The sequence below is a fragment of the Mycobacterium sp. G7A2 genome (genome assembly GCF_041902445.1).
Taxonomy (GTDB): Bacteria; Actinomycetota; Actinomycetes; order Mycobacteriales; family Mycobacteriaceae; genus Mycobacterium.
Genome location: NZ_CP169251.1, coordinates 737,689 through 757,508, shown reverse-complemented (window position 1 = coordinate 757,508; position 19,820 = coordinate 737,689). Strand labels below are relative to the sequence as shown.

The 19,820-nt window shown below is 63.4% G+C and carries 13 protein-coding genes and 4 pseudogenes; 11 read left to right on the top strand and 6 right to left on the bottom strand.

Going from position 1 to position 19,820, the window contains the following annotated elements:
* Window positions 1-70: 70 nt before the first annotated feature.
* Together kstD and ACEWX3_RS03665 are read left to right on the top strand one after the other, a co-directional pair.
* Entirely contained in the window at window positions 71-1,765 is a 1,695-nt protein-coding gene (gene kstD, locus ACEWX3_RS03670; RefSeq protein ID WP_374158700.1) for a 3-oxosteroid 1-dehydrogenase, read from the top strand.
* Between the two features lie 3 nt (window positions 1,766-1,768).
* Complete coding sequence (locus tag ACEWX3_RS03665) at window positions 1,769-2,629, top strand: MaoC/PaaZ C-terminal domain-containing protein (protein WP_374158699.1); 861 nt, start codon at window positions 1,769-1,771, stop codon at window positions 2,627-2,629.
* A 4-nt stretch (window positions 2,630-2,633) separates the two neighbouring features.
* Here the strand turns inward: ACEWX3_RS03665 and ACEWX3_RS03660 are convergent, their stop codons facing one another.
* Both ACEWX3_RS03660 and ACEWX3_RS03655 read right to left on the bottom strand, forming a co-directional pair.
* Entirely contained in the window at window positions 2,634-3,137 is a 504-nt protein-coding gene (locus tag ACEWX3_RS03660) for a hypothetical protein (protein WP_374158698.1), read from the bottom strand.
* Window positions 3,138-3,262: 125 nt separating this feature from the next.
* Window positions 3,263-4,714 (bottom strand): hypothetical protein, encoded by a 1,452-nt coding sequence (locus ACEWX3_RS03655; protein WP_374158697.1) that lies wholly within the window; start codon window positions 4,712-4,714, stop codon window positions 3,263-3,265.
* A 650-nt stretch (window positions 4,715-5,364) separates the two neighbouring features.
* On the opposite strand from ACEWX3_RS03655, the pseudogene ACEWX3_RS03650 reads away from it, so the two are divergent.
* Both ACEWX3_RS03650 and ACEWX3_RS03645 read left to right on the top strand, forming a co-directional pair.
* Window positions 5,365-5,754 (top strand): annotated as a pseudogene (locus ACEWX3_RS03650) (MPT63 family protein); the annotation flags it as partial.
* Window positions 5,755-5,962: 208 nt separating this feature from the next.
* Window positions 5,963-7,822 (top strand): AAA family ATPase, encoded by a 1,860-nt coding sequence (locus tag ACEWX3_RS03645; RefSeq protein ID WP_073911149.1) that lies wholly within the window; start codon window positions 5,963-5,965, stop codon window positions 7,820-7,822.
* A 100-nt stretch (window positions 7,823-7,922) separates the two neighbouring features.
* Here ACEWX3_RS03645 and ACEWX3_RS03640 read toward each other — a convergent pair whose 3' ends face one another.
* From ACEWX3_RS03640 to ACEWX3_RS03630, 3 genes and pseudogenes are all read right to left on the bottom strand, one after another.
* On the bottom strand, window positions 7,923-9,875 hold the full coding sequence (locus ACEWX3_RS03640) for a hypothetical protein (protein ID WP_321181386.1): 1,953 nt from the start codon (window positions 9,873-9,875) through the stop codon (window positions 7,923-7,925).
* Window positions 9,876-10,025: 150 nt separating this feature from the next.
* A pseudogene (locus ACEWX3_RS03635) lies at window positions 10,026-11,355 on the bottom strand (sensor histidine kinase).
* Window positions 11,352-12,053, bottom strand: a complete 702-nt coding sequence (locus tag ACEWX3_RS03630) for a response regulator transcription factor (protein ID WP_073911235.1) — start codon at window positions 12,051-12,053, stop codon at window positions 11,352-11,354. The pseudogene ACEWX3_RS03635 and the gene ACEWX3_RS03630 overlap by 4 nt, the downstream one beginning before the upstream one ends.
* A gap of 227 nt (window positions 12,054-12,280) precedes the next feature.
* On the opposite strand from ACEWX3_RS03630, the gene ACEWX3_RS03625 reads away from it, so the two are divergent.
* From ACEWX3_RS03625 to ACEWX3_RS03595, 7 genes and pseudogenes are all read left to right on the top strand, one after another.
* Window positions 12,281-13,498 carry a tyrosine-type recombinase/integrase gene (locus ACEWX3_RS03625; RefSeq protein ID WP_374158696.1) on the top strand — a complete coding sequence of 406 codons (1,218 nt, stop codon included), beginning with the start codon at window positions 12,281-12,283 and terminating at the stop codon, window positions 13,496-13,498.
* Window positions 13,495-16,191 carry a tyrosine-type recombinase/integrase gene (locus tag ACEWX3_RS03620; protein WP_073911162.1) on the top strand — a complete coding sequence of 899 codons (2,697 nt, stop codon included), beginning with the start codon at window positions 13,495-13,497 and terminating at the stop codon, window positions 16,189-16,191. The genes ACEWX3_RS03625 and ACEWX3_RS03620 overlap by 4 nt, the downstream gene beginning before the upstream one ends.
* A 1-nt stretch (window position 16,192) precedes the next feature.
* Complete coding sequence (locus tag ACEWX3_RS03615; RefSeq protein WP_073911167.1) at window positions 16,193-16,774, top strand: hypothetical protein; 582 nt, start codon at window positions 16,193-16,195, stop codon at window positions 16,772-16,774.
* 223 nt (window positions 16,775-16,997) lie between these two features.
* Window positions 16,998-17,702 (top strand): carbon-nitrogen hydrolase family protein, encoded by a 705-nt coding sequence (locus tag ACEWX3_RS03610; protein WP_073911171.1) that lies wholly within the window; start codon window positions 16,998-17,000, stop codon window positions 17,700-17,702.
* A 320-nt stretch (window positions 17,703-18,022) separates the two neighbouring features.
* Window positions 18,023-18,703, top strand: a complete 681-nt coding sequence (locus ACEWX3_RS03605; RefSeq protein ID WP_073911176.1) for a GAP family protein — start codon at window positions 18,023-18,025, stop codon at window positions 18,701-18,703.
* A gap of 225 nt (window positions 18,704-18,928) precedes the next feature.
* Window positions 18,929-18,991 (top strand): annotated as a pseudogene (locus tag ACEWX3_RS03600) (DUF1942 domain-containing protein); the annotation flags it as partial.
* Window positions 18,992-19,480 (top strand): hypothetical protein, encoded by a 489-nt coding sequence (locus ACEWX3_RS03595; protein ID WP_374158695.1) that lies wholly within the window; start codon window positions 18,992-18,994, stop codon window positions 19,478-19,480. It abuts the pseudogene before it with no gap.
* A 26-nt stretch (window positions 19,481-19,506) separates the two neighbouring features.
* On the opposite strand, the pseudogene ACEWX3_RS03590 reads toward ACEWX3_RS03595, so the two are convergent.
* Window positions 19,507-19,695: pseudogene (locus ACEWX3_RS03590) on the bottom strand (hypothetical protein); the annotation flags it as partial.
* Between the last annotated feature and the right edge of the window lie 125 nt (window positions 19,696-19,820).

Sequence of the window (19,820 nt, the reverse complement as noted above, 5' to 3'; positions counted from 1 at the left end):
GATGAATTCCCCTCGTTTTTCTGACCGGGCCAGTTGTTAGCTGGCCGGGCAATTCTATAACGTGTTCTACATGACTGGACAGGTGTATGACGTCGTCGTGGTCGGGAGCGGCGCCGCCGGCATGGTCGCCGCACTCACCGCCGCCCACCAGGGACTCTCGACAGTAGTCGTTGAGAAGGCCCCGCACTACGGTGGTTCCACTGCGCGGTCAGGTGGCGGAGTGTGGATCCCCAACAACGAGGTCCTGCAGCGCGACGGCGTCAAGGACACCACCGAGGCGGCGCGCACCTACCTGCACGCGATCATCGGAGACGTGGTGCCGGCCGACAAGATCGACACCTACCTCAAGCGCGGGCCGGAGATGCTGTCGTTCGTCCTGCGGCACTCCCCGCTGAAGCTGTGCTGGGTTCCCAACTACTCCGACTACTACCCCGAGACCCCGGGCGGCAAGGCCTCCGGGCGGTCGGTCGAACCCAAGCCGTTCGACGCCAAGAAGCTCGGCCCCGACCTCAAGGGCCTCGAACCCCCGTACGGCAAAGTGCCACTCAACGTGGTGGTGATGCAGCAGGACTACGTCCGACTCAACCAACTCAAGCGCCACCCCCGCGGCGTGTTGCGCAGCCTCAAGGTGGGCGTCCGCACGATGTGGGCCCAGGCCACGGGCAAGAACCTCGTCGGGATGGGGCGCGCCCTCATCGCCCCGCTGCGGATCGGTTTGCGTGACGCGGGAGTGCCGGTGCTGCTGAACACCGCCATGACCGACCTGTACATCGAAGACGGTGTCGTCGCCGGCATTCTGGTGCGCGACACCCAGGGGCCCGAAACAGCGGAACCGCAACTCATCCGGGCGCGTCGCGGTGTGATCCTGGGCAGTGGCGGGTTCGAACACAACGAGCAGATGCGGGTCAAGTACCAGCGCGCTCCGATCACCACCGAGTGGACGGTCGGGGCCGTGGCCAACACCGGCGACGGAATCCTGGCGGCCGAGAAGCTCGGCGCCGCACTGGATGTGATGGAGGACGCCTGGTGGGGCCCTACGGTGCCCCTGGTCGGTGCACCCTGGTTCGCGTTGTCCGAACGCAACTCGCCGGGATCGATCATCGTCAACATGGCCGGCAAGCGCTTCATGAACGAGTCGATGCCCTATGTCGAGGCGTGCCACCACATGTACGGCGGGCAGTACGGACAGGGCCCCGGACCCGGAGAGAACATCCCGGCTTGGCTGGTGTTCGACCAGCGGTATCGCGACCGCTACATTTTCGCCGGTCTTCAGCCGGGACAGCGGATCCCGTCGAAGTGGATGGAATCCGGCGTCATCGTCAGGGCCGACACCCTCGATGAACTCGCCGCCAAGACCGGCCTGCCGGCAGCAGAACTCACCGCCACGGTCGAGCGTTTCAACGGCTTCGCCCGCGACGGGGTCGATCAGGACTTCAAGCGGGGCGAGAGCGCCTACGACCGGTACTACGGCGACCCGACGAACAAGCCGAACCCCAACCTCGGCGAGATCAGCCAAGGCCCGTTCTACGCGGCGAAGATGGTTCCCGGTGACCTCGGCACCAAGGGCGGGGTGGTCACCGACAACGACGGCCGAGCACTGCGTGACGACGGCTCGGTGATCGAGGGCCTCTATGCTGCGGGCAACGTCAGCGCCCCGGTGATGGGCCACACCTACCCCGGCCCGGGCGGAACCATCGGGCCGGCGATGACGTTCGGCTATCTCGCGGCGCTGCACATCGCCGCGACCGGGCACCGGAAGGACTGAGCAATGCCCATCAACCTCGACGAGGCGATCGGCGCCGAGCTGGAACCGGTCGAATTCTCCTGGACCAGTAGCGATATCCAGCTCTACCATCTGGGTCTGGGTGCCGGCGCCGACCCGATGGACAAGCAGGAGCTGCGCTATCTGACCGACGACACACCGCAGGTGCTGCCGACGTTCGGCAACGTCGCGCAGAGTTTCCACATGACCGAGCCGCCTGCGGTGAAGTTTCCCGGCATCGACATCGAGCTGTCGAAGGTGTTGCACGCCAGCGAGGCGGTCGAGGTGCCCGGCCCGATACCGCCGGCAGGCACCGGTATCGCCGTCACCCGCTTCACCGAGATCTGGGACAAAGGCAAGGCGGCAGTGATCTGGTCTGAAACGACCGTCAACGATCCGGCGGGCACACTGCTGTGGAAGCAGAAGCGCTCCATCTTCGCCCGCGGCGAGGGCGGGTTCGGCGGCGACCGCGGACCGTCTACAAGCCAGGCCGCCCCGGAACGGGCCCCCGACTTCGAGCTGTCGGTGCCGACCTCGCCGTCGCAGGCTCTGCTCTACCGGATGTGCGGGGACCGCAACCCGCTGCACTCCGACCCGGACTTCGCTGCCGCTGCCGGGTTTCCCCGCCCCATCCTCCACGGCCTGTGCACCTACGGCATGACGTGCAAAGCCTTGGTGGACAACCTGCTTGACGGAGATGTCGACAGACTGAAATCCTTCGGCGCCCGGATGGCCGGAGTGGTTTTCCCCGGCGAGACACTGAAGGTAAGTGTCTGGAAGTCCGACGACTCCTACGCGGCAGTGGTGACTGCGCCGGACCGTGACGACGCGGTCGCGTTGGCGGGCGTGGAGTTCGTGCCCGCCTGACCCGTCACTGCTGACAGAGCTCGGAGATGCGCGCCGCGTCGTCTTGAGCGGCGTAGAGACGCTGAACCTGAGCGGGGTCATTGGCCGGCGAGCCCGCCAATTGGCCGATACCGATGTCCTGCAGGGTGGTCGCGAACGACCGCACGGATTCGGCAAGGTCGCTCGGCGTCGCGTCGCTCAGTTGCGTCAACAGATACTGCCCCCCGCCGAGGGTTGCCAGTCGGGCGTTCGCCGCGACCGCCTGCACGGCTACCGGGTCCGCACCCAGGTCAGCGTTCGTCTGCAACGAGACCGCGTTGCGCACGGTGTCGAAGGCGCCGCAGACGCGGGCGCCGGCTTCCTCGGAGGAGTCCTCGCCACCGGACGAGGCCTCATCGCCGGCGGAGGTCGCCTCGCCCGCGGACGGGGTGCTGAGCAGCGCCCAGATCGCCACAGCCAATGCGCCGACCGCGACGACGAGGGCCACCACGACGAGCCGGTCGGGACGGAGTGCAGAGGTTTCCGACATTGGGCGATCATAGCCTCACGTGAGTAGCGTCAAAGTCTGGTGCCGACAACCTTTTTGACAGCAGAGAGAGCGCCGGCCACAGCTGTGGCCGGCGCTCTTTCTGTCGTCGTCAGTATCGCTGGCGGTCAGGCGCTGTCGCCGCCGTCACTGTCACTGTCACTGTCACTGTCACTGTCGCTGCCACCGGATTCACCCGACGCACCGTCCTCGCCGCCGACGCCGCCCGAGCCCCCGGAGCCGGGGGTCGCGGTGCCGTTGGTCGATTCGGCGTCGCCGCCGTCACCGCCGTCGCCGGGGTAGCCGAAGAGTCCGCCGTTGCCGCCGTCGCCGCCGTCGCCGCCGGTGGCGTCTTCCTCGGCCTCGGCGTTGCCGCCGTTGCCGCCGTCGCCGCCGCCTTCGCCGAACACCCAGGTATGGCCGCCGTCGCCGCCACGCCCGCCGGTGGCTTCGCCGTCGGTGCTGAAACCGTTGCCGCCGTTGCCGCCTTCACCCGCGTTACCGACGCGGGAGCCGCCACCCTCGCCGCCGTCGCCGCCGACCGCGTCCGCGCCGCCGTAGCCGTTGGCGTCACCGCCGTCGCCGCCGAGGCCACCGTTGCCGGTGCCGGTCCATCCACCGGCACCGCCGGCGCCGCCAGTCGCGGTCTCACCGTCGGCATTGGCCTCGGCGTCACCCCCATCGCCGCCGTTACCGCCGAGGCCGCCGGTCATGGTGCCGGTGCCACCGCCGTCGCCACCCGCACCACCGGTCGCGCTTCCGTTGTCGGAGATGGCCGCTCCGCCTGCGCCACCGTGGCCGTCGGTGCCGACGAATCCGCCGGCCGCACCGCCGTCGCCACCCGCGCCGCCGATCACATCGTTCTGCAGTGACTCGTCGATCTCGGTGTCCGGATCATCGGCGATGTCATTCGTGTTCTGGTAGCTGCCGCCGGCGCCACCGTTGCCGCCCGTGCCGAAGCCCGCACCGCCCCGACCGCCGTCTCCGCCGGAGTACCCGACGTACACACCGGACGAGGTCTTGACGGCGCCGTCACCGGCGTCACCACCGTCACCGCCGAAGCCGAAGAAGTAGCCGCCGCTGCCGCCGTCGCCACCAGCAGAGGCCGCATAGCCCTCGCTCGCAAAGCCGTCACCGCCGTGGCCACCGTTGCCGAACCACCACCCGGCGTCACCGCCCTTGCCGCCGTGCAGGCCGTTACCGCCGTCACCGCCGAGCAGGCCGCCGTTGCCGCCGTTGCAGGCCGCGCCTTCACAGCCTTCCACCGCGTCCAGACCGTTGCCGATGAGCCAGCCGCCGTCGCCGAACATCGGTCGCAGCGCCGGGTTCGCGTCGGTCACCTCCTGGACCGCAAGCGCACGCTGCTCACGATCGCGGCGATCGCTGCCGCCGTTGAGCGACAGGAAGAGCGTGTCCTCCTCGTTCGACACCAGCTTGATGTCGTATTGCGTCGTCGCCGGAGTGGCGTCCTGAACCGCGAGGAACGCGCCGAGGCCCGCGAATGCGGCACCGGTGACTCCCGCGGTCACGTAGGCGCGAACCGCGGCCGGACGCGCGCGGTTCTTGGCATGCTTGGCCATGAAAACCCCCTAGACAGATATCGAGGTGCTGCCCATCTCCCCATTTGGCGGCAGCACCTGCATCTTTACAAAGATGTGATCAGAATTTATGGCTTTGCTGATATCCGTGTCAAGCGTTTCACGATCTTTGCCTAGTCAAGACTTTCGGCCGGTCCGGCCGCGAACAAAGTGCGCACGTCAACGCCGGTTTCTGACGTGCCGGCGTCCGGCAAGTGAACTCCTGGGTGCAGACAAATCGCAGATGAACCGGGGTAATGCTGCCGTGTCCACCTGACCCGATGTCGGCAACGGCGACGACCAGGCCGACGACGAGTCAGAACGCACGGTGAATACCCCGGTGGATATTCCTGGCGGCAGGATTTGCATCCAAAGCTTTTTCCATTTGCTGCCCGACACAGGCGTACCCACGAATGGCAATTAGCCGGTGCATGGGCCGCTGGCAAACAAAACGTAATTAGTGTGAATCCAGCCTGAAAAGCATCATCGACCTCCAGTGCGACCGCCGTCCACGTTTCCGGCTATTTCTCAGCCCCCTGCCCGTTGGTACCCGGAAAGGGGCAGAGCCGTGCTTACTCGGTGTGAACGCCTGCTACCTTGCTCGCGGGGGGATCACCTCGCTGCTCGATGTCACGAAAACAGGAGGACATGACGTGAAGATCAAGCCCGCTCTGGCGGCGATCACCACCGCAACCGCCGCGACTGTCGCTCTCGCGGGCGCGCCGACTGCAGCCGCTGACGCCGACATGCAATATCTCGGCGAACAGGGCGAACTGGTCAACGGCGACGTCGTGCAGGGCTGGACGGTTTCCGGCCTGAAGCCCAGCACCGACACGATCCCCTACCCGGTCGCCGGTACGTTGTGGGAGGCCACCGCCACCGACGAGGCCATCTCCGGCAGCGTCATCCCCATTGTGGCGAACCTGAACGCGCGCGCTGAGAGCGGACAGACCTATCGGGTGCTGTTCGGTGTCGCCACCCCGCAGGGAGTGAACCCCGCAACGTTGGCCCAAGGCGAATCCACCACGGGCAAGGTCTACTTCATTAGTGCCCTCAGTGCCTGAGTCACTTCCATCGGCGCTGCTCACAAAGTAGCGGACACGTTCGCGACACACCGCCGACAATTCTAAATGTTGTCGGTGGTGACCTCCATACTGATTGTCAGGATTTCCAGCTCTGTCGGAGTGGTGGCCCCGCGTCAACCAGCGGACCGCCGGGAATGTTGGTCGGTGTGCAGTAGGGAGATGTGGGATGCGGCTCATTCAAGCGCATGTAACGAAGTTCAAGAGCGTCGCAGACTCGACGCCGTTCAATATCGACAACGCCGTCACTGCGCTGGTCGGCAAGAACGAGTCGGGTAAGACCGCTGTTCTGGAGGCGATGTACCGAGCGAAACCGATATTCGGTGGGTATCCCACGGGCTTCGACGATCTCAGGGACTATCCTCGTCGGTTTCGAGCCCGCGACCGGAAGTCCATTTCGTCCACAAGCCCAGTGAAACTCCAGTTCGAGCTTGACGATGACGACCTCACAGTGATCCAGGACAAGTTCGGCCCGAGTGTTCTGACCAAACGAGCCGTAAGGGTCGGCCGGACCTATGGATCGTCGACCGCTGTCGTTGACGTCGACATTGATGAAGCGGCGGCACTCAAGCACATCATCGACGCGAGCGGCCTTGACGTGCAGAAGTACGCCAAGGATAGTCGCGAAGCAGTCGTGGCCGCACTCAAAGCAGACGAAGCAAGCGAGCCGGCTCTGCAATTGGCGACACAGCTCTCCGATCGTGACATCCGCGCCGAGATCCGTACCGCGGTATTCAAGAGGGTGCCGCGCTTTCAGTACTTCGACGAGTACAGCATCCTGCCAGGAGTGGTCAGCATCGAAAAGTTGCAGAGCACTGATGAAGACGACCTCGATGCCGGCGAGCGGACTGCGTTGGCATTGCTACGTCTCGCCGGTGTCGATACCGATGAGTTCACTGCCGAGAACTATGAGGAGCGGAAGGCTGCGCTGGAAGCTGCTGGGAACGAGCTCACCTCTGAGCTTTTCGAGTATTGGACCCAGAACGACAGCCTGCGTGTAGAACTTGATATCGAATTCCGGCCCGTGGATGGTGAGCCCACCCGACAGCCTGAGCCCTTCTTGCAGGTGCGTGTTCGTAATGACCGTCACCAGGTCACCTTGAATATGAGCCAGCGGTCGAAGGGCTTTATCTGGTTCTTTTCGTTCTTGGCAGCATTTTCCGAGTATGCCGACGAGGATAGACGCATCATCTTGCTTGATGAGCCAGGTCTGAATCTTCACGCGAAGGCGCAGGCAGATCTCCTGCGCTACATCGATGAGCGGCTGGCTCCCAGCCACCAGGTCATTTACAGTACCCACTCGCTGTTCATGATCTCGCCGACGAAGTTGGAGCGCTGTCGCACCGTTGAGGACTTGGACCCCACGGCGGGTTCAATTGTGAGTGAGGAGATTTGGAAAGCCAGGCCCGACACAGTTTTCCCGCTGCTAGGCGCGCTGGGTGTCGACATGGCGCAGACCTTGATTATCGGCTCCGACCAGCTGTTGGTGGAAGGTCCCGCTGATGTGGTCTACCTGACGATTCTGAGCGATCTCCTACGCTCTGAAGGCCGGACCGCACTAGATCCGCGATGGACTCTTACGCCAGTCGGTGGAATCGACAAGATCCCCACATTTATTTCGCTGCTCAATGGCACCGATCTCAATGTGACGGTTCTGATCGACGGTGCGGTTGGCGGCAACCAGCGGCTGAGCAGCTTTGTGGACCGCGGGCTGCTCGACAAGAGCAAGTTGATACCGTTGACGGAAATCACACAGACACGGCAAGCCGACATTGAGGATCTGTTCGACGTCGGCTGGTATCTGAAGCTGCTCGCCGCCGCTAAGGTCGGAAAGTTCGTCAAATCCAAACTCCCGCAAGGTGAACGGGTCGTCAAACAAGTTGAGGCGGAACTAGGTCACAAATTTGATCACTACCAGCCAGCCAATCATCTGTTGAGAAGGCCGGGAACCTTGGCCGATGAAATCGACGATGCAACGAAGGATCGGTTTGAAGCGTTGTTCGGTCGGTTGAACAACCTCTTGGTCTAACTTTGCTTGAGGCGGCGCTCTTTCGCCGCCACATGCCACCGCGGTTGATGGTGAGTCTGACGCGGCATGACCCGACCCGGATGGGAGTCGAATTGTTCCTCTATGGCGTGAGCTGGAATAGATTCATCAGATCTCCACCTTGTGTGAGCTTCTGGATCCGCTGCTGGAACTCAAGCCGTCGACGCGTAGCGTAGGTGTCTAGCGGCTCGCCGTTGATGGTCGCCCAAATCGCTGCGGTTACGGCTTGCCTAGCAAGTGTCGCGGCGAATCTCGCCACCGTACTGCAGGCTGCCTCCGACAGGGGCCCGCCGTGGATCGCCGCGTTTCGTGACCTTGTCAGGCGCTTCACCATGCCTTCGACGCGGTTGCGTTCGGCGTCGAATGCAGCCGCGAGCGCGGTTCCCGACGACAACGTGTCTTCGGTTTCGGCCAGCCGTCGCACGAGCCAGTGTTGGGCGTATACGCGTTTGAGCGTGGTGACGTGAGAGGCAACTTTGCGAATGTCGATACGTGTCCCCCATCCGGGAACGGTGATGTCCTTGCGTACAGTTTCCAACTCCGGGGGTGGTACTGCGCCGGGTGACCGGTCGGGTCGATGCGCCACAACTGCGGCGAACCCGTCATATCCCACGCGCCTCGCGAACGCGTTGACTGTATATTCATCGATCAGAAATTGGTTGATGTACTCGTTCCAGTGAAGCCTGTGGCCCGGCGCTGTCCAGGTGTTGCAGTGCTCGATGGCACGGACTGCCGCCAGCACTGTCGCTTCGGGATCAGACAGGGGTAGTTCGGTGAGAGCGGTGAAAAGCCGCAGCGCTGGTTGAAGATTCGTCGCAGCCTCTGCAGTGATCACCTTCCCCTTGGCATTCAGTTCCTCTAGATCCGTGGTGAAGTGATCGTTCTGATGGAAGACGGGATCAGGGCGCGGTTCCTTCAAACCCCATCGTGCCTCGGGGAAATAGGATGGCTCGCCGTCATAAAACAGGTAGCCGTCGAGGATCTTCCACATGCCGTCGTGGACGCCGACGACGGTCAGCACTGCAGCGAGGTATGTGCGTGCTGCATCAACTGCTCGATGGCGTTCGACGTTCGTGACGATGACTCGCGCGTAGACCAACTCAGGGTCGTACTCGAATCCGACACAGTCGTCGACCGAGTTGGAGACTTGGAGGTCGCGGATCTCGTCTGTAAGGAGTTCCTCGGGGACAACGTCAAGCATGTTCCTCGCCATGTCATGGTCGAGAAGTGCGCGTGCGAGGTCTATCGCGTCGTAGAACGTGATCCCTCCGTGCGTCACGCAAGCAACGTCCTTGATGAATCCTGGGGATAGGCGAAGCCACACGATGTAATTGCCTGTCGACGGGGGCAAGACGATGCAACGCTCCGCGAGGTCAGCGAGCTGTTGATCGGACAGTCGACTTCTAGCGTGCGGATTCGTGGTGGGTGCCTGAACGGCATCGCCAACCATTTCTTGTGCCAGCTCGACGCTGCTCGCCCCTCCGTGCAGGACGGACACAGCTGTCGAGATAGGGTTCCAATGGTTCAGGTCCTGGTTGCGATACTTGATCAGGCCCATCAGGGTGTCGCGAAGGAACGCAATCCGATCCGCCGGGAATCTGGTGTGGTCTAGCTTCCGGCACGCCGCGACAAGGTCCCGCCAGGCCGCCACCAGCAGCGCGTCACTGTCCAGCGCGCTGACGAGGACGCCGGCACGGATGCCGACAGCTGGGCGCTTCGTGTCGTCAAGTGTCGTTGTTCCCGCGGTGGTGACAAGCAGGCCACTGGTGATCGCCCCGACGACCGCCCTGCCGGCTATGGCGACCAAGGCTAGGAGCTCTGGTCCGATCCAGTCGAGACTGTCGGTGAGATCAGTAACCCTCGACTGCCAGTCGCGGATCTGTTGGCGGCCGTGGGGCCTCGCGTCGCTGCATGCAGCATCGATTTCTCGAACGATCGCATCCCAGGGCATGCGGCCGGACGTAGATGTCAACGACTCCTTCTCATCGGTGCACGCGCGCAGTTCCTCGAGCCAACGTTCACGCTGCTCGAACACTCGACCATCTCTCCTGTTCAGGCCAGGTCTACGTCCGACGGCTGTCGGTGCGACCCTATGCCCAGTAGCTGCACCCTGTGTCCCAGCTGCCCGCAGCTGACACTCAAGCGCCTCCCGTTCATCGCCAGTAGCGCACCGCACTCGCGGTTGCTAACCCGTTCCGGGCAGTCGCAGCAGGAGGCGTGCGCCACCCAAAGGGCTTGCCTCCAGCGATGCTGTTCCGCCGTGCAGCTCAGCCTGCTGGGCGACCAGTGCTAAACCTAGACCTGACCCGGAGCGCGAGGCAGTCGAGCCACGAGTAAACCGCTCGAAGACCGCAGCACGCTCCCGCTCGGGAACTCCATGGCCGTTGTCGTCTATGGCGATCTCCACGCCAGCAGTGGAACGGATTGCACTGAGCTGTATTTCGGTCGCGCGACCGTGCTTGACTGCGTTGGCGATGGCGTTGTCGATTACCAACCGCAGGCCCGCCGGCAAGCCCGACATACGTACCGGACCCGAGGGCAGTAACGATACCTGCAGGTCGGGATAGGTGTGCATGGCATCGTGCGCAGCGCGATCCAGCAACTCGCTGATATCGAATGGGACGTGGTCGCTGATTGTGGTCAGGTCGCCCTGAGCCAATCGTTCCAATGCCGTCAAGGTCGCCTCGATCCGGCTCTGGGTCCGGATGACGTCACCGAGAACTTCCTTACGTTGCTCGTCGGCCAGTTCTAGGGTGGACAGCACTTCTAGGTCAGTGCGCATAGCCGTCAGTGGGGTACGCAGTTCGTGAGAAGCGACAGCGGCGAAATCGCGCGCCGATTCCAGGGCTGCCTTTGTGCGTGCCAGCATGCCCTCGACGGCTTCGGCGATCTCCATTGCCTCCCACACGCCCCGAACCTGCACCTCGTCGGGATTGGATTGAGCGTTGATGGCGCGTGCCTGCTCGGCTAGCTGCCGGAACGGGTAGATCATGATCAGCCACATCACCCATCCGACAGAGACGGTTCCCAGCACGACTGCGCCGCAGATCAACAGCACGCGCATGTGCTGTTGGTAGATTTGACGTTGAGCTTCGGCGATCGGGGCAGCCACGGCGATCGAGGCCTGACCGGCCGTGAAGGTGTGAACTCGGTATTCAACCCCGTCGACGGTTCGTGTTTGTATACCCGGTGGGCAGCTTCGGCAAGACGATGTCATTGGGGATCGACGTGGTCGCGTCTCCGATGCGTGTGGTGCGTACAAGGCTGTCTGCTGGGATGTGCTGATCGGTGTTGGTGTTGTTCACCAGCGCGCCGATATCGCCGAGGCTGCTCACCGAGTCAAGCTGTTGGTCCAGCCGGCTGTACTGCTCGTTGGTGACACCGATCCATACCCAGGTGCCGATGGTGATGACGGCGACGATCACCAATAGCGCTGACGCGATCACGATGGTGCGAAGCGACAACCCTCTTGTGGGTAACCGGAGCAATCGATATACACGGTCGTTGAGGGTCACGGGGGTGCTCCTAGCATGAAGCCCACGCCGCTGACAGAGTGAATGACTCGTGGTGCGCCACCGGCTTCGAGCTTGTGGCGCAGATAGCCGATGAAATGGTCGACGACGTCAGTTTCTGCGGCGCAGTCGTAACCCCAGACCGACTTCAGCAGTTGGCTGCGCGACAACACCGTCGATTCGTGTTCAGCCAGCATCGCCAGCAGATCGAATTGCCGCCTGGTCAAGGCCACCTCGATGTCACTGACTCGTACGCATCTTCTTCGGAAGTCTATTTCCATAGGGCCCACTTCGATGCTTGGCAAGCAGCGCACTTCCGTGCTGCGGCTACGCAACATGGCTCGTAACCGGGCCACTAGCTGCGACAACGCGAAGGGCTTGATCAGATAATCGTCGGCGCCAACCTCCAGTCCAGCAATGCGATCATCCACCGAGTGGGGTGCCGACAGCACGCACACCGGAACCTCACCGTCTAGGTCTCGCATCGCGCCTAGGGCACGAATACCCGGCAGCACCGGCATCCCAATGTTCACCACGATCGCGTCGGGGCGGGCGTCGCTGACACTGCGTAGAGCGGCAGCGCCGTCACCGATCTTCGCAACGGCGAAACCCGACAGACTCAGTCCGCGTTCCAACGATTCACGTACATCGGCATCCTCGTCCACCAAGAGGACGCGCGGAGATCGCGGCCTATTGCCCATGCGCATATTCTGCCCGATCAGCTCTGACAAGCGACACCTCTGCTTCAGCGCATATAGCGAAATCGCATGGAACGCCGTGAGCCAGGTCGCCGGATTTCCAGACCGCCGCCACTTTCTTAGCATCCAGCACGCGCTGCGTTCGCGACGTCCGCGGCGAGCCTCCCGCCTGCCTCCGCGCGGCCGTGGTACTCCTGCGATCACGGGTTCCCAACGACACAGCAGGTGGGGTGGGCGTGGACGGTAATCGGTTCTCTGTTCGCAGGGTGCGGCATCGGGACGGTAGCCAGTCCTTCTGGATCTTCACTCCCGACTTGGAGGTTCACCGTCCAAGCCTGACGGTGTTGACGCGGTATGGGACATCGACCCAGCAGACCTATGCCTACAGCCTGGTCGATCATTTGAACTGGCTGCGGGCCAACGGCAAGACACCCGATGTCATCACCTTCGACGAGTTGCAGCGCTACATGAACGGCGTCACCGGCCAGGTCGACGGTGTCTACGGAGCGGCGTGGCGCCAGCCGACACGAAAGCCGATCGGCCCCTCGGCGGCTGGCAACGTGGCCACCGTAGTCAAGGCCTATTACCTTGCATTGGCGGCATCAGGCGGTGCCAGCCCAGAGTTGGCCGAGGCGCTGCGCTCCAACGCCGCTGCGCGACAGAGCAAGTCTGGGCGGCCGGGCCAGGGCAACCCGCTTGCACCGAAGGTGAACACACGGCGACCTCGATTCCTGCCGGACGAGACGGTCCAGGCGCTGTTCGAGCCCGGGGTGTTGACCTCAGCTCGCGATGTGATGGTCCTGACGTGGCTGCATGACGGGGGCCTCAGGGTGGGTGGCTTGTGCGGGCTCCGGTTCAGCGACCTTCACCTGCGCCGCAATCATGAGTGCGGTCAACGCGCCGATCCCCACATTCACGTGATCGGGCGCGACGACAACCCCAACGGTGCCCGCGCGAAAGCCTACGCGCCTACTGTCGCCGGCAGGGATGGCTCGGTCGTGGACGGCGTCATCCGGGCTGTCAGCCCGGACATGATCAGCACCTTTCACGCCTATCTGCTGGACGAGTTCCATCCGATCTCACACCTGGTCAATCACGAACAGGTTCTCGTGCACCTGGCCGGCCGAACTCCGGGTGCGGCGCTCGCTACGGCTGGTGTCCGCAAGATGCTGGCCAGAGCGTGCCGGAGGGCCGGACTGCTAGTGCAGGTGACCCCGCACGGCTTCCGGCACAAAGCGGCAGCGGCCTTGTACGCTGAATCGGACTTCAACGCCGAGTTAGTCGCCCAAGAGTTCGGCTGGACAAGCCCTCAGATGGTGACCGACCTGTACGGCAAATCCGCCAACCGCCATGCCATGCAGCATCTCCAGCAGGCCTGGGACGCAACAGCCCGGCCTCCGACCGAACCTTATCTCGAGCCGACGCCGGGATCAGAGGTCCCACAATGACTGCGGCGAAAGCGATCAAGGAAGCCGTAGCTCCGGCCACCGAGAGCGACTACCTCGGGCTGACTGTCGAACAACGCTATCACGTTGTCAGTCAACATTTCCCATCATGGTTGCTGACCGAACCGATCGAGTTTCCCCCGCACCACGAGACTTACGGGTGGGCATGCCGCGTCGAGGGCTGTGGCGGCCGCTTGTCACCAACGGAGACCCGCCTCATCTGCATTTCGCACGGACAAGAGTACCGACGTGTTCAGGACTCGGTCGGACTTGATGAGTTTGTGCGCACTGCCCAACCGGTGTCATCAAGCCGGACCGGATGGGCATTGTCACGCCGGCCCGATTGCGTGATCTGTGGCAGCAACCGTGAAACATGGAAGAGCGGCTACTGCAAGCATCACGGGGACCTCCTGGTAAAGGCGCGCCGAAGGGCCGGGCCTCAGAAACGAGCTCGTGACGAGTGGGTTAGCGAAGCCAGGTGGCGGCGACTCCAGCGCCCGATGCCCCCCTACGATCCGTGCTCGGTACCGCGCTGTGTCCACGACAGTGTGCGCAACATACATGTGGACGCCCAGGACCATCGGGTGTGTACCGGCCACATTGGGCAGTGGGACGACTGGCTGACCGCCGACGGCAAAGCACCAGGCCCGCACCGCTGGGCTGCGTTCGTTGCCTCTGCGGCGGTCCAAGAATCCGTGTCAGCAGCCAGCAGTCGCGGGCTGCTGACACTGGCAGCACTGCCCGACGGCTTGCAGAACGAGATCCGGTATGCCCTTCACCGTCACTCAAATAACCCTCGACGCACCGTATGGCGCCCCGCCGAGCTGCAGAAGGTTATTGACATCCTCGCCGCCAGTGGAGTGACGTCGCTAGGCGACTTCCGGATCGACGACCTCGCCGAGAAGTACGTCCGTAAGCTACAACGCCGGATCTGGTTGGACCTCCCGGCCGCAGCACGCAGCCTCATTGTTACCGAGGACATCGCCAAGGCTGCAGGATGGTTCGACCCGATCCTCGTCGGCAGCTCGCCGTTTTCAGCAACCACCAGCGGGGAGAACTCTCGCAGAGTCTTGGACCTGACCGATGTCTCGCAGGGCTGGCTGCGGGACGCGCTGTGGGAGTTCTTGCGCGACGAGGCGCTCAAGCCCACCGGGAAACGTCCCAGTCTCGGAACGGTTCGCAACCGGATCACCGGAATCGCCTTGCTCTCACAGATCCTATGGCAGAACCGCAACGACCATGGCGATGACCCGACCCGGCTGGGCAGGGTCGATGCCAAAGCAGTGAAGGACACCTGGGATCTGTGGTTCCGGGACCAAATCCCCATTCCTCGGCTGATGAAGCACAAGGGCAGAGGAACGAGCACCCTCACCGTCCTCACCCGCCACACCTACACGGTCAGCATGCGAACCGTCCTGCGGCACAGCCAGGAAATGCGCCGGACACCGCCGGGTATGGACTCCTTCATACTTGGCCTGCCGAGATACCCGCAGCCCGTCAATAGGCCGCGACCACGACCGCTGAGCGAGGACGACTTTCAGTTGCTGATCAGCGCTGAGAGCATCGCCGCTCTGGAAGCCCTCGACAGCAACGGTGTTGGGATTGCCGATATTTGGTTGACCCAGGCGTTTCAGGGTGGACGGATCAGTGAGACACTGAAGCTTCGGTTGGGCTGCGTTGGGCTCGTTGGCCGCGCCCAACCGTATATCTGGCGAGACATCAGCAAGGTCAACGTCGTGGACTGGGGAATGCCGTGTTACCTTCCTGTCTACGAACGGTTATTGCAGCGCCAGGAACTCACCCGGGCAAAGCTTCGTGCGCGCTATTCTACGGAACTCGCCGCGCTTGACGGACGTGGACGCGCTCAACTCGAAGCCTCGTGGGATCGCGACAAGCCGCTGTTTCCCGCAGCAATATCGAATCCCGACTTGACCTTTGAAGTGTCACAAACGGGGTTCCGCAATCCGTGGAGTCAGTGGTTTGAGGGTCTGGGCCTGAAGTGGGTTACGACGCATCAGACTCGATCTACTTTGGCGATGTCCCTGCTGGACAATGGCGCACCGCCGGCTTTGGTGCGCCAAGTGCTCGGGCACTTCTCCGAAGAATCCCTGGCGCACTACGCACGGTACAACGACGTGACCGTCAAGCGGCACCTGCAACAGGTGTGGGCCGCCGGGCCCGGCATGGACAAACCCGGCACCGTCTTGCTGCGCCCCAACGAGATCAACGCCGATGACTCTGCCGCCGCAGCTGCCCGCATCGACCTGACTATCGTCCCGGTTGAACATGGTCTGTGCCGGTACGGCCCGGTCGTCGGCGGCACCCAATGTCCGTGGCAGAAGAACTGCACTGACGGCCCCGATGGACCGTGCGAACATTTCGTGCTCACCGGCGCTGATCTGGCGTATTGGGAGCGCAAACGTGACCGCGACTACCACTTCGCCGAACGGGCGCCCACCGACGAGACACGTGACTACATCCTGAGCCGTTGGCATCCATGGGAACCCGTGCTCACCGGACTGCGTGAAGCACTCGACGAACTCGGCCTGCTTGAGGAAGCCGAGAAACTCGACCTGCGCGCGCCCGTGCATGACTACTTCGATCCGTTGTTTTCTGCCGGATTCTCCGTAACCGACCTGAACCGGCCCGCCAACAGCGACATGACGGCCCCGCCACCGCGAGTCAAGGGAGAATAAGATGGAAACCAGAACACGCCGTCGCCCCGTCGAAATGATCGAACGCCGTGCCGCCACGAGCGCCGAATGTGAACAGCGGGTACGCACAGCACTTACCAAACTCATCAAGACCGGCGCCCCGTTCACCGTCGAGAACGTCTGCGCCCTCGCGGGAGTGGGCAAGACGTTCATCTACGACAAGCGGCGCCGACAGCTGACCGAGGCCGTTCTGGCAGCTCGCGACGCATCACAGGCCAGCGCAATCGTGGCCGCCGATCAGAGACTCGAACAGGCTTCCGCGTCATGGCGCGAACGAGCACTGGATGCCGAAGCCCTCGCCAAGTCACTGCGCGCCGAGGTCAAGCGACGAGAAGCAAGGGTCAATGACCTGACCGGACAGCTTTATGACCCCGAAGGAAACCACCTCGCCGAAGAGAATGCCCGACTACGGGATGTAGTCAACAGTCAATCCATCAACCTTCACCAGGCTCAGAACGAAATCGCCATGCTTAGAAGGTCATTAGATGCTGCGAGGGCCAACGTCAAGCGAGAACGGGAGCGTAACGTCACACAGCTGTTCGCCCCCAATGGCCGCATGAGCTGACGCTTCAGGAGAGACCCATCCGGACCTGTTGGGTCGTCTGCGGCTCGATCACCTATTCGTCCAAAGGGGAATGAATCCCGTGGGCACCTCGACCGCGGCGGCTACCGCGGCTGGAGCCTGACCCACCGTTGAGCCGACTGGCACTGATCTTTCTGCGTGACATGTTGGTCTTCCGGCCGGCGCGGGGTGGGCACGAGGGACGTCTATTGGTGACAATGTGGCGATGGAAACGGAGTTGGTGGTCGCGGCGGCCCAGCCAAGAGTTGTCGACGATGACGTGGACGCAAACGTCGCCTCGCATGCTGAATCGATTGCGCGCGCTGAAGCCCGGTTGGTGGTGTTCCCTGAGCTGTCCCTGACGGGTTACTGGCTAAATTCGCTGCCGCTCGAATTCCATCGAGGCAGCCTAGGCTCTCTTGTAGATGCCTGTACAACAACGGATTCAGTGGCACTTGTCGGAGCTCCGGTGGTGACCGACCGCGGCCGCTGTATCGCGATGGTGCGCTTCGACCGTGACGGGGCGACCGTGGCCTACTGCAAGACGTTTCTGGGAGGCACCGAACACCAGCATTTCGGCCCCGGTGGTGGACCGCGGGTCATCGAAGTGGACGGCTGGCAGGTCGGTATGGGGATCTGCCGAGATACCGGAGTCGAGGAACACGTGCGTGGCACGGCCGCGCTTGGGGTGGATGTTTACGCCTGCGGTGTGGTCCACCACGAGACGGAACTGGCTGAGCAGCAACGCCGTGCACGCAGCATCGCCGAGACGTGTCAAGCACCGGTGGTGATGGCCAGCTTCGCCGGCCCCACCAGCGGTGGATACGCCAGGACCACTGGTCGCTCGGCTATCTGGTCGGCGGGCGCAGCCGTGCTGGCCGAAGCTGACAACCGCCCCGGCAGCATTGCCCGCGCCACGTTGACACGGTAACCATCCGTCGCATTTTCGCTGGCAGTGGGTCTAGGAGGGTTGGCGCGAGCGCGAGGACTCTGTTGCCGATTTCGACGATGTGAGCGTTGAAGGTGCCGTAGTCGTCGGAAGCCGGACGCCAGGTGTGTAGTCGGAGCGCGCGATTCCTCGCCTGCCGAGGCTCGACTTGGCGGGTCGCGGAATCTCGAGCTCGACACACTCTTACTGTTCGCTTAGTTTTCGAGTTTGCATCGTATCGTCGGCACGGTGTCCACCTTCAAACCACCAGTGCGGCGACTTAGGCGAACGCGTCTGAGTCAGCCGGGTCGACGGGTACACCGATGACGGGCCTGCTGCTGGCACTGCTTGGCCTGGCTTTCCTCGACTCCCTCAGTGTCCTCAATATCGGGGTGGTCTCAGCAGTTGTCTATGGCAGCCGCCTCAATCGGCAGTCCCCTTTACCCGGTGGTCTGAGCTTCATCGCAGGGGTCTTCGCCGTAACCTCCATCTTCGGCCTCTTTGCCGTACTCGGAATCGGTTTCGTGACCGACCTCACCAACTTCGAACTCACACCTACGGTCCGATACTGGGGTGAGCTGCTAATCGGGTTCGCGCTGATCTTGCTCGCCTTCTTCCCCCTGGTTGCACAAACTTCCGCTCCGGGCTGGGCCATGGCGGCCATGCGGCAACGCCCCTGGCTTCTTGGATTCCTCGGAATCGCAGTCGGTCTGGGCCAAGCGCCTACCGCGGTTCCGTATCTGGCTGGCCTAGCAATGCTTGCTGCCCAGCAGCCGCTACCACCAGCTTGGCCCGTGATCGTGGTTGCCTACTGCGCGATCGCGCTATTGCCCTGCATGCTCGTTCTGGCCCTATCGACGAGTCGAACCAGGCAAGCTGACCGGGTACAGCGTTGGCTAGTGCGCAATCTGACCCGATACGGTCCGATCGGAGTCCGCATTCTTTTCGTTGTTGCCGGTGTTGCTTTGGTCGCCGACGCGCTGATCCACCGCAACATGTGGTGAGCCTCAGCGGCCGTATCAATCCGGTATGCGACATCAGCGGTTTCTAGCGCGTCTGCCCCATTGCGCTTCACCGCGTATTGACCTTCACGGCAAGGCCAGAACGACAGTCGGGGTGTGCAGTTGGAGGGTCTTATCAGCCTCGCGAACGCGACCGATATCGGCCGTTCGTCACGCCAAGCAGAGGGCTCACGGCGAACGTGACGAACGTCAGTCACCCACGGCACTAAGTATTTCGACGTCACCGGTGAGGCACCCGACAGCGTCGTCTACAACGCCGGCGGCACCGACATGCTGGTGTGGGTCGAGGCTCCGCCCGCCCCGCCGGCGACCGGCCCCACCGGTGGAACCCCGGCCTCGACCGGCACGTACACCGCACCGGCCGAACCTGCCACCACGGAAACCCCGGCCCCCGAGGGCGATACCGACGAGGTTGCACCGGAGGGCGCCGAGGCGACGATGACGCCGGCACCGGCCGGCAGCTCCGGCACCCCGCTGCCCGAAGGCAGCTCGGGAACAACCCTGCCCGAGGGCAGCTCGGGAACGCCGCTGCCCGAAGGAAGTTCGGGAACGCCGTTGCCCGGCGAGGCCGCTCCGGCACCGGTTCCGGCCGCCGCCGATCCGGCGGCACCGGCCGGCAGTGCAGGAACGCCGCTGCCCGAAGGCGCCTCGGCCGCGCAGGCCCCGTCCGGCAGTTCGGGGACGCCGCTGCCCGAAGGCGAGCAGACCGCCCCCGCCGCCCCGGTCACCACGACGGTCGTGGCGCCGCCTCCGGCCTGACGGTTTCTCCGCGCCCTGCCGTCGGGTCAGGAGTGCGACGACCACCACGCGTAGAGCTGCACCATGTTCGGCCCCTGCGGGCCCGACTGGATCTCGCTCATCAGCAGCTGAGAGTCGGTCGTCCAGGCCACCGTTGAGGTGTTCTCGTCGAAGCCGCACACCAGGGTGCCCGCCACCTGTTGCGGGGTCGCGTTGCGCCGCCACGGACCCGGTGTTCACTCACCCATTCGACAATTGTCGAATGGGCGAAGGCGCATTGCGAAAACCGGGGGTGATCCCGCTGCTCACCACACCCGATAGTCGTGGGGTGGACCGGCCTCAAGTTCCACACCTCGGTCGA

Coding starts and splice junctions, on each gene's coding strand:
- kstD (WP_374158700.1), top strand. CDS start 71: ATGACTGGACAGGTGTATGACGTCGTCGTGGTCGGGAGCGGCGCCGCC.
- ACEWX3_RS03665 (WP_374158699.1), top strand. CDS start 1,769: ATGCCCATCAACCTCGACGAGGCGATCGGCGCCGAGCTGGAACCGGTC.
- ACEWX3_RS03660 (WP_374158698.1), bottom strand. CDS start 3,137: ATGTCGGAAACCTCTGCACTCCGTCCCGACCGGCTCGTCGTGGTGGCC.
- ACEWX3_RS03655 (WP_374158697.1), bottom strand. CDS start 4,714: ATGGCCAAGCATGCCAAGAACCGCGCGCGTCCGGCCGCGGTTCGCGCC.
- ACEWX3_RS03645 (WP_073911149.1), top strand. CDS start 5,963: ATGCGGCTCATTCAAGCGCATGTAACGAAGTTCAAGAGCGTCGCAGAC.
- ACEWX3_RS03630 (WP_073911235.1), bottom strand. CDS start 12,053: ATGGGCAATAGGCCGCGATCTCCGCGCGTCCTCTTGGTGGACGAGGAT.
- ACEWX3_RS03620 (WP_073911162.1), top strand. CDS start 13,495: ATGACTGCGGCGAAAGCGATCAAGGAAGCCGTAGCTCCGGCCACCGAG.
- ACEWX3_RS03615 (WP_073911167.1), top strand. CDS start 16,193: ATGGAAACCAGAACACGCCGTCGCCCCGTCGAAATGATCGAACGCCGT.
- ACEWX3_RS03610 (WP_073911171.1), top strand. CDS start 16,998: ATGGAAACGGAGTTGGTGGTCGCGGCGGCCCAGCCAAGAGTTGTCGAC.
- ACEWX3_RS03605 (WP_073911176.1), top strand. CDS start 18,023: ATGACGGGCCTGCTGCTGGCACTGCTTGGCCTGGCTTTCCTCGACTCC.
- ACEWX3_RS03595 (WP_374158695.1), top strand. CDS start 18,992: ATGCTGGTGTGGGTCGAGGCTCCGCCCGCCCCGCCGGCGACCGGCCCC.